This is a genomic window from Paenibacillus sp. SAFN-054 (genome assembly GCF_051966755.1).
Classification (GTDB): Bacteria; Bacillota; Bacilli; order Paenibacillales; family Paenibacillaceae; genus Paenibacillus_AQ.
The window spans coordinates 1,435,267-1,450,195 of the sequence record NZ_JBQCKS010000001.1 but is presented as its reverse complement, the minus strand read 5'-3'; the positions used below and the strand labels follow the sequence as shown (position 1 = coordinate 1,450,195).

At 50.7% G+C, this 14,929-nt stretch carries 11 protein-coding genes; 7 read left to right on the top strand and 4 right to left on the bottom strand.

Going from position 1 to position 14,929, the window contains the following annotated elements; all coding sequences use genetic code 11:
• Window positions 1–22: 22 nt before the first annotated feature.
• From ACTHPM_RS06785 to ACTHPM_RS06775, 3 genes are all read left to right on the top strand, one after another.
• A complete protein-coding gene (locus ACTHPM_RS06785) occupies window positions 23–1,615 on the top strand; it encodes an amidohydrolase (protein WP_440394433.1) in 1,593 nt (530 codons plus the stop codon).
• A gap of 229 nt (window positions 1,616–1,844) precedes the next feature.
• Window positions 1,845–2,168 (top strand): thioredoxin family protein, encoded by a 324-nt coding sequence (locus tag ACTHPM_RS06780; RefSeq protein WP_440394432.1) that lies wholly within the window; start codon window positions 1,845–1,847, stop codon window positions 2,166–2,168.
• Window positions 2,169–2,252: 84 nt separating this feature from the next.
• Window positions 2,253–2,600 carry a hypothetical protein gene (locus tag ACTHPM_RS06775; protein WP_440394431.1) on the top strand — a complete coding sequence of 116 codons (348 nt, stop codon included), beginning with the start codon at window positions 2,253–2,255 and terminating at the stop codon, window positions 2,598–2,600.
• Window positions 2,601–2,672: 72 nt separating this feature from the next.
• Here the strand turns inward: ACTHPM_RS06775 and ACTHPM_RS06770 are convergent, their stop codons facing one another.
• The gene (locus ACTHPM_RS06770) at window positions 2,673–7,667 is read right to left on the bottom strand and encodes a S8 family serine peptidase (protein WP_440394430.1); all 4,995 of its coding nucleotides are present in this window, start codon (window positions 7,665–7,667) and stop codon (window positions 2,673–2,675) included.
• Between the two features lie 504 nt (window positions 7,668–8,171).
• Between ACTHPM_RS06770 and ACTHPM_RS06765 the strand changes: the two genes are divergently transcribed.
• From ACTHPM_RS06765 to ACTHPM_RS06750, 4 genes are all read left to right on the top strand, one after another.
• Window positions 8,172–9,596, top strand: a complete 1,425-nt coding sequence (locus ACTHPM_RS06765; RefSeq protein ID WP_440394429.1) for an ABC transporter substrate-binding protein — start codon at window positions 8,172–8,174, stop codon at window positions 9,594–9,596.
• 89 nt (window positions 9,597–9,685) lie between these two features.
• On the top strand, window positions 9,686–10,576 hold the full coding sequence (locus tag ACTHPM_RS06760) for a carbohydrate ABC transporter permease (protein WP_440394428.1): 891 nt from the start codon (window positions 9,686–9,688) through the stop codon (window positions 10,574–10,576).
• 20 nt (window positions 10,577–10,596) lie between these two features.
• Entirely contained in the window at window positions 10,597–11,430 is an 834-nt protein-coding gene (locus ACTHPM_RS06755; protein WP_440394427.1) for a carbohydrate ABC transporter permease, read from the top strand.
• Between the two features lie 194 nt (window positions 11,431–11,624).
• Complete coding sequence (locus ACTHPM_RS06750; RefSeq protein WP_440394426.1) at window positions 11,625–12,842, top strand: copper amine oxidase N-terminal domain-containing protein; 1,218 nt, start codon at window positions 11,625–11,627, stop codon at window positions 12,840–12,842.
• A 136-nt stretch (window positions 12,843–12,978) separates the two neighbouring features.
• Here the strand turns inward: ACTHPM_RS06750 and ACTHPM_RS06745 are convergent, their stop codons facing one another.
• The 3 genes from ACTHPM_RS06745 to cdaS all read right to left on the bottom strand — a co-directional run bounded on the left by ACTHPM_RS06745 (window position 12,979) and on the right by cdaS (window position 14,901).
• On the bottom strand, window positions 12,979–13,524 hold the full coding sequence (locus tag ACTHPM_RS06745; protein WP_440394425.1) for a DUF1697 domain-containing protein: 546 nt from the start codon (window positions 13,522–13,524) through the stop codon (window positions 12,979–12,981).
• 142 nt (window positions 13,525–13,666) lie between these two features.
• Window positions 13,667–14,287, bottom strand: a complete 621-nt coding sequence (locus ACTHPM_RS06740) for a diadenylate cyclase (protein WP_440394424.1) — start codon at window positions 14,285–14,287, stop codon at window positions 13,667–13,669.
• A 32-nt stretch (window positions 14,288–14,319) separates the two neighbouring features.
• The gene (gene cdaS / locus ACTHPM_RS06735) at window positions 14,320–14,901 is read right to left on the bottom strand and encodes a sporulation-specific diadenylate cyclase CdaS (RefSeq protein WP_440394423.1); all 582 of its coding nucleotides are present in this window, start codon (window positions 14,899–14,901) and stop codon (window positions 14,320–14,322) included.
• Between the last annotated feature and the right edge of the window lie 28 nt (window positions 14,902–14,929).

Sequence of the window (14,929 nt, the reverse complement as noted above, 5' to 3'; positions counted from 1 at the left end):
ACAAAAGAATGGGGGGAAGTGTATGGGAACGATATGGAAAGGCGGAACGATCTATACAATGAAGCAAGAAGGTCAAACGATTGAGGCTGTCTATACGGAAGAGGGAATCATTAAGGATATCGGCTCAGCCGACACGCTTGAGCGGAAATACCGGGGGCAAGTGACTGAAGTTCAGGATTTGCAAGGCGGGGTCATGTTTCCGGGCTGGGTCGACAGCCACATGCATCTGATCGGTCACGGGGAAACCTTCCTGAAGCTGCAGCTCGGCCACTGCAGCAGCAGGGAGGAATTACTTCAGGCGGTACGGGCGCAAACGGAGCTGATGCCTCCGGGCATGTGGATCATCGGGGAAGGGTGGAACGAAAACGATTGGACAGAGCCGCTTCTTCCGGAGAGGAAGCGGCTTGACGAAGCGGCACCGAATCATCCTGTTCTTTTAAGGAGAGTATGCAGGCATGTCACTGCGGTAAACAGCGCCGCTTTGAATGCAGCAGGCATCGGAGATGAACGGCTGGAAGTGACAGGCGGGGTTCTCGAAAGGGACGAAACGGGAGAATTAAACGGAATAATCAAGGAACAGGCTCAGGAACTGGTCCTGTCGGCTGTCCCTGGAGTCACGGAAGCGTATTTGGAAGCTGCGTTGACGGCAGCCATCTCCGATAGCTGGTCCAAAGGTCTTACCGGCTGCCATACCGAGGATTTGAGCTACTATGGGGGCGGCTTGCGTACGATGCGTGCTTTTGATTCAGTTCTTCATAAGCACGGCATGCCTTTTCGGGCGCATTTGCTTGTCCATCATCTGGCGTTGGATGAGTGGCTGGAGGCAGACAAAGGCAAGGCATTCGAGTCAGAACTGCTGGAATTCGGCGCGATGAAGCTCTTTGCGGACGGAGCTCTCGGCGGAAGAACGGCGCTGCTTGGACGGCCCTATGCCGATGAACCTTCCACCTGTGGCGTTGCCGTACACAGCGATGAGGATCTCGAGAAGCTGATTCTACAAGCGAGAAGCCTTGGCATGGCCGTGGCGTCGCATGCAATTGGAGACGGGGCGGCGGCCAAGGTTCTACATTACCTCGAAAAGCATCCTTGCCCGGAAGGAAAAAGGGACCGCCTGATTCACGGGCAAATTTTGCGGCCGGAGCTGTTGGAACAAATGAAGGAACTGCCGGTCATTGTCGATATTCAGCCCAGCTTCGTGACTTCGGATTTCCCATGGGTAATGGACCGCATCGGGGAGCCCGGAGACCTGCTGATTTATGCTTGGAAATCCTTGATGGAGGAGGGAATTCCATGTGCCGGGGGATCAGACGCACCGATCGAGAATGTTTCCCCGCTCAAAGGCATTCATGCGGCAGTCACGCGCACCAAGTCGTATCCATCTGCCGTATATGGGGAAGAACAGCGGCTCTCAATGTACCAAGCCATATCCCTTTATACTAAGGGAAGCGCATTTGCCATCTGCCATGAAGCGGACCGCGGTGTGATCGGGGTGGGGTATGCTGCCGATTTTACGATCCTGAAGGAGGATCCTTTTGAACAAGATCCGGACGTTCTGCTTCGGGATGTGGTTCAAATGACCGTCGTGGATGGTAGCGTCGTGTACAAAAACCTTTGAAATGAACCCTTTTGAAATCCTCCTAATTGACGGCATTCGTTAATAAGATTACGCCAATAAGTAAATATTTCAACATATGAAAAATTCATAATAGTAAAACCTAAAAACAATCCCTTTCTAGATCCAGCTATTAAACCCACCAATATCAGTGGCCAATCAACAAATCATGGAACAAGGGAGCTCTAAATAAACATAAATATTATTATGTAAACTATGAAGAGGTGCTATCATGCAGCATGTAGGTAGTCTTCAAGAAGTAAAAGACGAAATTCAAAACAATCCATTAACCCTGCTCCTCATCAAAACAGATTACTGCAAAGTATGCGACAGCGTCATGGCCAAACTGGATACGCTGATGCCTTCCTATCCGAGGGTGAATGACATTTATATCCGGATGGAAGAAGCACTCGAAGTATCCGGGGAATATCTTGTGTTCACAGCGCCTACACTGATACTTTTCATGGAAGGGAAGGAGGTTTTCCGCCAATCGCGGTTTATTGTGATGGGAGATGTGGAAAAACAGCTTGATGGCTGGAGCAGTGCAATGCAGTAAGAAGGAATGAATAGTTTGGCATAACAGTCCTAATCCGAGCCCGACTCCGCATATCCATGGGGAAGAGGGGAGAGTGGTAACGACATGGACAAGATCGCCAAAAGATATTTTCAGCTGAAGCAGCAGCAAAAGGAAACTGAACAGGAGCTCAAAGAGCTCCGGGAACAACTCATCGCTTACTGCATGGAGCAGGAAACCTCGGAATGTACAGCCGGACCGTACCGGATCAGGCTCATTTCGCAGTCCCGGAAGGAATATGATGACGCCAAGCTGTTTGAAGCACTGCCCGATCTGGAATTGTGGCGCCTGCTGTCCAAATCGGACGCGGCGAAGATCGCCGGTCTGATCAAGCTGGGCGTCATTCAGGAAGAGCGGGTTCAAGATACGTATGACCTCAAGCAGGTCACGCTGCTGCAAGTGGATAAAAAGTAATGCTTAATGCACGGTTCAAACAAAAAAACAGCAGGAGAGCTGAAGTTCAGCTGCCTGCTGTTTTTTTGTAGGTTATTTGGATTGACGGTCCTGCAGCACACGATATAGAATAACGCCTGCCTCCGCGCGCGTCAGGTTCCCTTCGGGCTTGAATGTGTCATCCGGATTGCCCTTCAGATAGCCCTGTTGCACGGCATACTGGATCGCTGGCTTTGAATCTGGAGAAATGCGGTCTTGATCCTTGAACGAAAGCTCGGCTGCGCCTGATTGAGAAACGTCGGCGCCGAGGGCGTTCACGAGAAGGACAGCTAATTCTTGGCGAGTCAGCGCGTGATTCGCGCCGGTCTCTGCTGCGCGGTCGCTCCAGGTTTTGCCGTTGCCGAGCAATCGGTCGATCAGGGTCAGGAATTCGGCCTGCGTGACTTGGTCATTCGGTTTATAGGTGTCGGTGGAATCTTTGCCATTCGCCATCGCATGCGATGCGATGACTTCAATTTCCTGCTGTGCCCAATGGCTGACCATGTCCTTGAACGTTTTGGTCGTTTCTGCAGCACTGAAGGTGCCCAGCTTCGAAGCTTGGAATGAGACGGCTGCAGGGGCGTTGCTGCCTGCCGTGAGATATGTCCATGTGCCGTCGCTGCCTTGCGAGAAGATGCCGACCTTGCTGCGGCTGGATACTTTGGCTGGATCGATGCCAAGCGTAATCGTCACGGGCGCTGACAAAGCGGAAGCTGGTTCGCTCACGGTCAGTGTACCGGCAACAAAACTCGCGGTTCCGCCGGAAGGTGCCTGCGGCGAGCCGGCAGGGCTGCCGCTACGGCTGAGGCTTACGATGAATCCGTCCTTCGTCATGAAGCTCTTGATATTTACAGACGAGATCGAAATATCAAAGTCTTTGCCTTTGATTACCAGCGGCTTGCCGCTCTTTTGGAGCTGATCTGCAACCGAGCTGCTGAATTGAATGCTCAAAGGATGATAGGACTCGCCGGTAACGTCGGAGATGTCCAGCGTGATCGTTTGGTTGCTGGCATTATTCAGTAGTCCCGTAACATACGCAGAATCGATATTCAATATCGCCGATTTCTGGTCTCCGGTTCCTTTTTCCGTTAACATTCCGGCTGTCGATTTTTTGCCCGCCGGAACACTTGGTGCAGAAGAAACAGGTGAGCTTCCGGCCGAACCGGAACCGCCAGGGCTAGTGCCCGGATCTGGACCCGTGCCTGGGTCAGTGCCTGGATCAGTACCCGGGTCGGGATTCGGGTTCGAGCAAGGGATCGCCTTGGATGCAAGTTCGACCAACTCCTCTGCATTCTGAGCGGTCTGCGCGGCTTCGAATGTGGCAGGCGTTACCCGCATTGAACCGGATACTTGATCCGGGTCAGGCGTTAATGCAGGGGATGGTTCAGGGTCGCTGTCTGTCCCTTCGTCTGTGCCCGGTTCCGGCTGTTGCGGTTGATCTCCCGGCGCTGTACCGCCGGATGGATCGGCTGGATTGCCAGGCTCAGGATCTGTACCCGGATCAGGTTCATGACTCGTGGGTGGTTCGACTGGCGTAGTTGTATCGTTGCCTTGGTCCGGTTCATCTGCAGGTGCTTTTGCCGGCTTGACCTCCACCTTAACCCCTGTCAAGTTCCCCGTTTTTACTTCTTTTTGCTTTCCATTCAGCATCTTCGCGTTTTGGATATCCAATGCAAAGGTCCCTGGTTCGGCTGCGGTAAAATTGAAGTGAGCCAGTGTACCTTGTTGTACGGGTTCATTCAGCTCGATTCCGAACGTGACCTTTTTCTTGCCTGCCTGAACTTCAACCTGTTCGGAAGCTTCTCCTTCAGACTTGCTAAGCTTCATCTCAGGAGAAGCCGGAGTGATGCTGTTAAGAGTCAGCTTAGCGTCATAGGTCACATCCACCGTCATGGAGTGAAGCTCTTCTTCGCCGCTAAAGTTTACGTCAATATCGAACGGTTCATTCGCATACACGCTGTCTTGGACGGATGTCAGCTGAGCATCGGTTCCTGCCGGCTCGTTCGGTTTTTCGGTATTGTATTCATACGTCTTCGCTGGTGCCGCAGATCCGTTTCCGGCCGCATCTGAAACGAACAGCTTCACTTTGTTCATTCCCTTTTTCAATGGGAACTTGATTATGAAGTTGCCTTCCTCGTCAATCGTGCCTACGTATTCGCGGCAGGTGGGGTCGGTATTGTCCGTAATGACTTTGACATCCATCAACTCATCAAAGGTTCCCTCTATGTTCTGCAGCAGCAGATCGTCTTGAATGGTTCCCTGTAAAATTCCGATGTACGGGTTCCCGGGGTCGGCCGTGATTTTGTCAGGCAGCTTTGTTTCGGGAGCCGATGTATCCAAGAGAAAAGCCTTGGCGGTGTCCTCAACAAGAATATATTCTCCGTTGGAATCCGCGATTAACGGGACCATCGCATAAATGCCTTCCGGGTCAAGCTTGATTGTCTCATCAGCCTTGCCTTCTTCTGGAGAGTAAACGGTGCCATCCCAATCAAATGAGTAATAGAACGGATCAAGAGCTTCATCAAATTCCGGTTTATCGATGAAGCCTGCAAGGGCCAGGTCATCATTTTCATCAAAGCCAAATACACCAAACATGTAATCCTTGAGATTTTGATTCACCGCATAATATACCTTGGTACCATGTCCTCCTTCGCTATTCGACAAGTACAGCGGATCGAAATCAAGATCCGTGATGGCATCGAGATCGTACTGCTCACCGACGTAGACGCTGAACGGAACATGCAATTGGTGCTGCGAAGCAGCTTCGGTAAATGTGATCTGACCTTCGTACATGCCTTGAGGTGTGGCCTCTGGAATATTCAATTCGATCTCCGTGTCCGACGAATCCTGGCCCGCGTTAAGCTGAACCTTCTGAACGTTAGGAGTAAGCTCGATGCCGCTGTTATGATTCCACTGGATTTCGATGTCATAGGATTGGTCGGCATGTGCGATGTTATCGAATGAGAGCCTTCTCGTGAGGGTAGTGCCTGCACCTTGCTGCCCAAATGACAGACTGCCCGAGTATGAAGTGGCATGCGTATCGTCTTGAAGCTGACTCGGCAGAATTTCTTCAACTTTGACGATCGCCTGTGCTTCCGCCGAATTTTTGATATCCACGCGTCCGGCGCCTTGTTCATTCACGAAATACGTGCGGTCGTAGCGATCTTTGATCAGCTTTGCGTTGTTCGTGAGCAGCGCCTTGATTTGCTCCGGCTTGAGCTCAAGACCTTGCTCACGGGTCTTTTCGAGCAGCAGTGCGGCCGATCCGGCCACATGCGGGGAAGCCATGCTTGTGCCTTGCAAATCCTCGTAAGCCTTAGAGTAATCTCCGTCTACCTCGAATGCCGGGATTGAAGATCTGATGCCGACGCCTGGCGCGGTAATATCCGGCTTGATCGTATAATTCGGCAGGGCAGGACCGCGAGAGCTTAGATCGGCGAGCAGATCCTTTTCTGCTTCATAGTTAAAAATGACTTGATTTTTTCCGGCTTGGACCGCGTCACGGAGCTTCTCTCCGAGTTCTTTGCTGACCGTATAGGTCGGGACAACGGGATCAGCGCCTTCGATGGTGGCTCCTCCGATTTCTCCCGCGACATTGTTGAAAATAATGACGGCTTTGGCACCGGCTTTGGCAGCATTCTCGGTTTTCTCAGCGAAGGTGATGTCTCCGCGAGAAATCAGCGCCGTTTTGTCCTTAACGTCTACCCCCGTATAATCGGATACCAAACCTTTGCTCACGAATACAAGGTCAAGCTGGCTGCCGATTGCATCCTCATCCAGCTTGCTCGAGCCCGCAGCAAGCTGAGCATACACGGTACCCGCAACGTCCGACTTGAAAATCGGCGTTTGCAGCGGCGGCGTCGAAGCGCCGACCGAAATGGCCAGCTGCGCGGCTGCCGGGCTGCCAACGGTTTCCGCATCCGGTCCTTCGTTGCCGTTGGACAAGACAACAGTTACACCGGAAAGTGCTGCATTGTCCGCGGCAATGGCATCAGGTGTATATGAATTGTTGAAATTGGAGCCGAGGGACAGGTTAATGACATCCATGCCGTCACTGACCGCTTTTTCAATGCCGGCAATAACGTTTTCCGTGCTGCCGCTGCCGTAAGGACCGAGCACCCGGTATACATATAGATCGGAAGCGGGAGCGACGCCGCGTACCCAGCCGTGCTCCTCCGGTTGTTCGGGATTTCCGCGGCCGGCGACCGTTCCCGATACGTGGGTACCGTGCAGCGTTTCGTATGGAGTACCGTCGGCTCTTGGCGGCTTTGCAGAATCCGGCAGTGTTTCCATCGGGTCCGTGTCATTATCCACGAAGTCGTAGCCGCCTCGGTAGGCATTTCGGAGGCTGGGATGCTTATAATCGATACCTGTATCAATGACGCCGACTTTAATGCCTTCGCCCTGGTAACCCGAATCCCACATGTCATTCGCCCCGATGAGCGGCGCGCTTTCGTCCATGTTCGGGCTCACTTCATGGCCGTCTGCGATCGGCAGGGCGTGAACCTCTTCATTGGGGAATACCGCCTTGACATTCGGCAGCGTCAGCAGCTTCTCCACTTGATTCGCGGGAAGGGTGACGGCGTAGCCATTAAAGACTTTGGAGTATTCGCGTTTGAATGCAGCGCCGGTCTTGGCGATCGCCGCGGATTTGAATGCTGCATGCTCCTGATTCACAATGCTGCTGTAGCTTCCGATGGAAGCTCGCGAGCGTAAGGACGGATTCGCTTCAACGACTTTGATCGGGTCGTTCTTCAACTGGACGATTACCGTGACCTGCTCGCTGCTGCCGTCATTTTGAACATAATTCTTCGGGGCTCCGTTCGGTCCGGAAAGTCCTTTTACCGACAGGCTCGATGGCTGCTGCTGCAATTTGTCTTTTAGGCTGCCTTGCTGCAAAAGAGCGTTCAACTGGGCCTTCATGTCCGGCGTCAGCTGGAGAGAGGCCGGGGATGCGGAAGCTGCTTGGGGATTAATAATTCCCACAGCGAGAATGGTGCTTAACATCAGGGTGGAATAAGTCCGAATGATCGATGGGCGTTTTTGCAAATGATATCCTCCTTCAACGGGCTGAAATGGTATGATGCTTAAGGCGATCCCCCTTTTTGAGAGCGTTAATTGAACACCAGTAAAATACAAAACTATTTTACATTTTTAACATTTTTATGGGATGAGACCTAAGGCAGGAAGTCTATAGGAGCAGCAAAGGCGATTTGCTGTCATTTTATCGTGTCAGAAGAAAGCGAAAGTTCGGTTTTGGTTCCAGAAATGTGAATGAAGACCTCTTCCAATCTGTCGGAGCTGGTTCTATCCATGGAGAAATCGTAGGTTCATAGACTTAATGAATAGAAAAGAGAACACAATAAAATACCTTAAATTTACATAAGAAATGGCTTAACTCATAGTTCAGCGGAAGACCCGAAATAAACCTCATACACCCTCCTAAGATCGGAGCATATTTGCCGGGACATTCAAATAATTTAAATTATGGAAGCGCTTGCTACGGACGTGGAGCCGTCCACATCACTGCTTTCACCATAAGGAGGGTTTGAGATGAAGAGGGGATTAAAGAGAATGCTGCTGCTGTCCACGACAGCCGTTTTTGCTTTTAGTATCGGCTGCAGCAGCAAGGAGACAGAAACGCAAACTCCAGCCGCAAAGCCGGAGACGAAGCCTGAGGCCAAAACCGAGGAAAAGCCTGCCGCAACCGAGAAGAAAACGATTACGATTACCTACCGCGACGACGGCACAGGCGAGAAGGGGACGCTGTACAAATGGATTAAGGAGGTTTCTGCGCAATATCCGAATAAGGACGTGGAAATTAAACCGACTCCAATCCAGGCTTCGGAAGGCGACTATTTCGCCAAAATAGCTCTTGCCCTGAAATCCAAGGATACCGCTCCGGATATCGTGACCGAAGATACGTTCATGCTGAATTCGGATGCGAGCGCGGGTTTCCTTGAACCGCTGGATGAGCGGCTGAAAGGCTGGGAGGACTGGACTAACGGATCGTTTATCGAAGCGATGAAAAAAGGTGTTACAGCGAGCGACGGCAAGGTATACGGTGTACCATACAACACCGACTCCAGGGGCCTATGGTACAACAAGGACATTTTCAAAAAGGTAGGACTTCCGGAAGACTGGCAGCCGAAGAACTGGGATGAAGTATTGGACGCCGCGAGAACCATCAAGGAAAAGGCTGGAAGCGATGTTGTTCCGATCTGGATGAACATGGGCAAGGCAACCGGGGAAGCTACCTCGATGCAAACCTATGAGATGCTGCTCTATGGCACAGGAGAACGCCTATACGATGATGCGGGCAAAAAGTGGATCACGAAAAGCCAAGGCATGAATGATGCCCTGACCTTCATCGAGACCATTGCCAAGGAAAAGCTGGGACCTCCGCTATCCAAAGTGTTAAACGGGCAGGCCGGAAACACGGCTACGCGCGAATATCTGCCGAAAGGCAAACTCGCGATTTCGCTTGACGGTTCCTGGATTACAGGCAACTATCTGGAAGGTGGAGCTGCTCCATGGCCTGAATACAAGGATGTACTCGGATTTGCTCCGATGCCAACGAACAAGGGTCAGGAACCCGGTTCGATAACGCTTGCTGGAGGCTGGGCCCTGTCTATTCCCGCCAATGCGCAGCACAAAGATGAAGCATGGGACTTTATCAAATTCGCATTGAACAAGGATAATACGCAAAAGCTGGTCACGTCTTCAGGCAATATTACGGTACGTGCGGATGTTGCCAAGGACCCCGGATATACCCAGATGCCGTTTAACGAGATTGCGACCGAGTATTTGAAAAATGCCGAATTCAGACCGGCTCAGGACAAATATCCGGAAGTTTCCACGCAGATCCAAACGATGGTCGAATCGGTTGCCACGGGAACGAAGGCAGCGGATGCCGCCAAGAAGTATGCGCAGGACGTTACCCGCATCGTCGGGCAGGACAATACGTTGGAAAAATAACGCTGCTGCTCATGCCTGCGCCCTCCGCCTACTAGGCGGGAGGCGCGGGCATGAGGTGTTCTTTTTCACTGAGGAAAGGAGAGGCGCGCATGGGCGGACTTACGGTGACGACGCCGAACTTGAAAAGAAGGAATTTAACCTGGCTTTATTTCTTGCTGCCATCCATCGCCATCATGCTGTTGTTTTTCATTTATCCGATTCTGCTGACATTCTTTTATTCCTTTACCAATCTAGCCTTGACCGGCGAAGCGGCCAAAGAACTGAAATTCGTGGGATTTGACAACTATACCCGGATGTTTCAGGACCCGACGGTGCGGGTGAGCATCTGGAACACGCTCGTATTTCTGATTGGATCGGCGGTCATCGGACAGCAGGTTCTTGGTTTTCTGATTGCGCTTTTCATGAAGCATAAGAAGAAGGTCTTCCGCCGGATCATCGGGACCGTTGTTTTGGCAGGATGGGTAACGCCGGAAATTGTGTGCGCGCTTTGCCTTTACAGCTTTTTCGGGGATGAAGGAACCTTGAATGCGATCATTTCCTTTTTGGGCATCTCGCCCGTGACCTGGCTCTTTACGGTTCCGATGCTGACGGTCATCCTCGCCAACATCTGGCACGGAACGGCATTTTCAATGCTCGTATTTCAAGCGGCGCTCGACGATGTACCGAACGAAATCGAAGAAGCAGCGGTCGTGGATGGGGCATCCCGCCTGCAAATCCTCTTCCGGATCACCATTCCGTATATCCGGGAAACCATTACGACGAATATGATGCTCGTGACGCTGCAAACCCTAGGTGTTTTTGGGCTGATCTATGCGATGACGGGAGGCGGCCCGGGTACGTCAACAACGACGCTGCCGATTTTTATGTACAACCAGGCGTTTGTAAACTACCAGCTCGGTTATGGCACGGCGATCTCGCTTTTACTGCTGCTCATCGGCATTGTGCTCAGCCTGTTTTATATTCGCTCGCTAAAAGAGTAATTGTGTAAAGGAGATTTCGTATGAATACGAAACAGTGCAAGCTTATCTACCGAATCCTTCCTTACGTCATCCTCACGTTCATCGGGATCTGCTTCCTGCTGCCTCTGCTGTGGGTGCTGGTGGCTTCCGTAGATCCCAATGCGATGCAGTCTCTCAAAATGCCCAAGCAGTTGACAGGCGGAAATTACGTTGACGTATTGACCAGCCGCGAGAATCAGCGGGCTTTCGTGATCGGCCTCTTGATGTCCCTCGGCCAAGCCGTGATCGTCGTCCTGCTGGCGCTGCTTGCTGCCTATCCGTTATCCCGTTATCAGCTCAAATACAAGAAGCCTTTCATGCTGACAATCCTATTCATGACCTCGCTGCCGATTACGGCCGTGATGGTGCCGGTTTATCAGTTGTTCCTGAGCTTGAAGCTGTATGATAACAATGTAGGCGTCGTGCTTTTTTATGTCGCTTCGTCCATGCCGTACGGCATCTGGATGCTGAAGAATTTCATGGACTCGGTCCCAGGGGATCTGGAGGAGGCGGCATGGGTGGATGGCGCTTCTGTCATGGCCGGTATCCGCCGGATTATCGCACCGCTTATGGTACCAGGTATTTGCACAGTCGCAATATTCACCTTCTCCGGCAGCTGGGGCAACTTCTTCGTACCTTATATTTTGCTGCAAAATCCGGAGAAGTTTCCGGCCTCTTTGAAGCTATATCAATTTTTCGGGCAGTATGGCATGGTCGATTACGGCCGCCTGGCGGCATTCTCCGTCTTATATGCGATGCCATCCATTATCCTGTATATCTTGTCGCAGCGCTTTATGTCCAAAGGCTTCAGCATGCAGGGCGGAACCAAGGGATAGTCCATGCCGGGTGACTATTTGGACGATTAGATAACAGCAGCGGGCAGGGGGGATTTACACATTCCTTGCCTGCATTATTTCATCGAAAGAGATGCAATGCGCAACTTTTCGGGTACCTCGGGCGTCTGTATTGGTTGGGAATGCCAGATATCATATTGGAACCCAACCAACAGGAAACGAGGAGGAATCGTGACATGCGATCAACACAACATGAGACAGGGAGGAATCGGGTCAAGCGATTCACATCCCGAGCTGCAGCTTTCACGGCTGTATGGGGACTTGCCTTGATGTTAACGGCAGCACCGCTTTTGTCAGGAGCATCTTCCGTAAGCGCAGCACCTTCCGCAAGCGCATCAGAGAACACTAAATCACAGATTAAAGTCACTTTAAACGGCAGTGAGTTCGAGCCGAATTCGGCACCGTTCATGGAAAAGGGCTCGGTCTATCTGCCTTTGCGTGATATCGGCGAATTACTAGGTACCGTCGTATATTGGGATTCGGCTTCGAAAACCGTAACGATGACGTATCCGGCACGAAAGGTTATGGTGAAATCCGGATCGGCTCAAGCGGATATCAATGGCCAAAAAGTCAAATTAACCGCTCCGGTCAAAGTGATAAACGGACGCACATACGTACCGCTGCGGTTTTTCTCCGAAGCCATTGGCGCCGGAGTCGAGTGGAAAGGCTCGAAAAAGACGGCTGCGATTACGCAATCGACTGCGTACATTAAAGGGGAAGGCGTTAACCTCTCCGTATGGTTGAACCGCAAGACAGGAGAGGTATATACAGCTCATCCGTTTGAATCGATACCGACAGCTTCCGGTAAATTGAATGTGGACATCCAGGAGTACGTCAGCATCGAGGCGCAGTATCTGGAAGGCGGCGGCATTATGCTGTACGTAACGGATAATTACGGGGAGCCCCATGTGCATAATACGGTTTATACGGCTTTTATAAATAAAAATAAACAGATCGTGAAGCAGACCCAGGCTCATTATTTCCAGAGATTCGAGAAAAGCGTAGTTACATTTAACGGCAAACCAGCTTTAAATGACGGAAAAACACTGACGCTGCTGACCGAAAACGGTGACGTGACCCAAGAATACGATCTGCAGAAGCTCGGCGGCAAAAACGAAGTATACTCGGTCCAAGCCATCAGTGATTCCTATTTGCTGATTCGTCCGAACCAGACAGGCCTGCTCACGCTCATTAACTTGAAGGATAACTCGGCAACCCTGCTGTATAAGGAACTGCTGACCCCTGAGGAGCAGGAGTATTCGGAAATGAACGATGTCCCTTATTACGGCGACGAATTAAAATTCGTTGGTGAGAGCCCTGAAGGGACCCTCAACTTCTCTTATCGCAGTCCATTCACGGGGAAAGAGCGCCAACTGAAATACGTGATGAAGTAAATCATCATGAAATAAACACGCATAGCAAGAGAAATTCTAACCTGCTAAATCAAAGAACCCGCTTCGATCCGGAATCGATCAGCGGGTTCTTTGATTTAGCCGATGGAAAGCATTCAGTGAGAAGGAGAATGATTCATCATCCCTGTGCATCAAGAAGCATGCTGTGAATTTTATTCATTGTGTTCCAGTTGCGGACCGTGCCGGGAATGCCTAGCTTCTTGAGGTTCACAGCTAATTTGGAATCACGGTTGCCTTGACGGAACAAGAGATGGACGTCAGAGCCGATGATCCGATATTCGTCATCGCCATGATCGGTTGCAGCGAGCCGCATAATGCCTTCCTCATCAGGAGCATCCGATAGCATTGATACATGAATCGACTCTCCTTCGAGCAGAGCGGTCGCGTCAAACGGGCACTGCCGGATGATGTTTTCAATATCCGCACTGCTGCGGACGATGACGGGAACGATGAGGCCAAAGGACGTATGAATGGTTTCTTCAAGCTGCTGCCGGAGAGCCTGAGGCTCCAATCCCGACTTCAAGACGACATTTCCGCTTTGAATATAGGTTTGAACCTGCTCGCAGCCTGCTTCTTCAATGACTCTCCTCAATTCCGCCATCTTGATTTTGTTATGTCCTCCCACATTAATGCCTCGGAGTAGTGCTGAGTATACGGTTGCCATTTTTTTGATTCAGCTCCAATCATGGATAGGCGATTCTCATGTTATTGTTGCATCTAATATATCTCATGGGAGCTCCGGGGACAATCGATAGACGGATGTATTTGCTCATCTGAATCCATGTTATGTAACCTGGGTTTTAAGCTCAAGGGAAACGCGTAGAAAAGGGGAAGAGTTGTCCATTCAAACAGAATAACGTCGAAGCTTCTTTGGAAACAACGAGAATCAATGCGTCGCTTATTTCCGACAGACCCAAGGCGGACAGCTCACGAACATTAAAGAGACGGTCCCAAAAGATTTGGCTTGATAGCGGCAGCACATTCGATGCAGAGACCACCATATCGGATTTAATCAGCACGGCTCCATTGGATAGAGGGCTTTCCGGATGGAATATGGATTCAATAAGCTGGCTTGTAATTTTGGCTCGGATCGGCGTACCTTCCGTGATCAGAGGGGATACGGGGTCGTTCTTTTCCAGGACAATCAGGGCATCCTGACCTTTCGGGGTCATCCGATGGATCGAACGGGAGATTTCCTGGCTGTAACTTGTATATTCCGAAAGAAGGCAATTTAAAAAATAGGTAGATGTCATCGATTCTAAATCGGACAATTCCTTTGAAATCAATGCGATATCATTCAAGATCTGAATATCATTTTGCTCAAGGTTAGCGATATCCTGTTCAAGGATGGTGCCGATATGCGTGAGTTTTGCGGTCAGGTCATTCCGTAACAAAGGAAAATCCCCCTTACAGTAGTGCTGATCCATTCGTGGCATCACTCCTTCCATCATTGTTCACTTCAGATTGACATATGAAATGGATACATGGATCCCCGGTAAGCGAATGCTTCTTTGCCGGTCTCTTCGGATACGATAAATATCAGTGCATCGCACTTCTCCGACAAACCGATGGCCGCACGATGACGGGTTCCCAATTTCACCCCTTTATAAGCTTTGCGGGTGAGGGGGAGGATATTCGCTGCCGATATGATCACATCATTCTGGATCAATACGGCCCCGTCGTGAAGCGGAGTACCCACATGGAAAATGGAATCGAGCAACGCGATTGAAATTTCCGCAGAAAGAGGAATGCCCTTCGTAATGAGATCATCGAGCGAATCTTCCCTTTGGATGACTATCAGTGCTCCCTTACGTTTGGTGCTCAATTGTCTTATGGCTTTGAAAATAATACTGCATTGATGAGTGTAAGGTCCCAACAAGCGATTTAAATGGTAAGAAGAGGCTATGTTCGCTGTCTCCATCACTTTTTTGGACAGTGTTGTAAGATCCTTTAGTATATCGATATCCTCTTGCCCGGAGGAAGTGATTAATGTATGAATCTCGCTGGATATGATCTCTAACCGCGTTTTAATTTCGCTCATCTGCGGATAGAGATCTCTGCATTTTGAC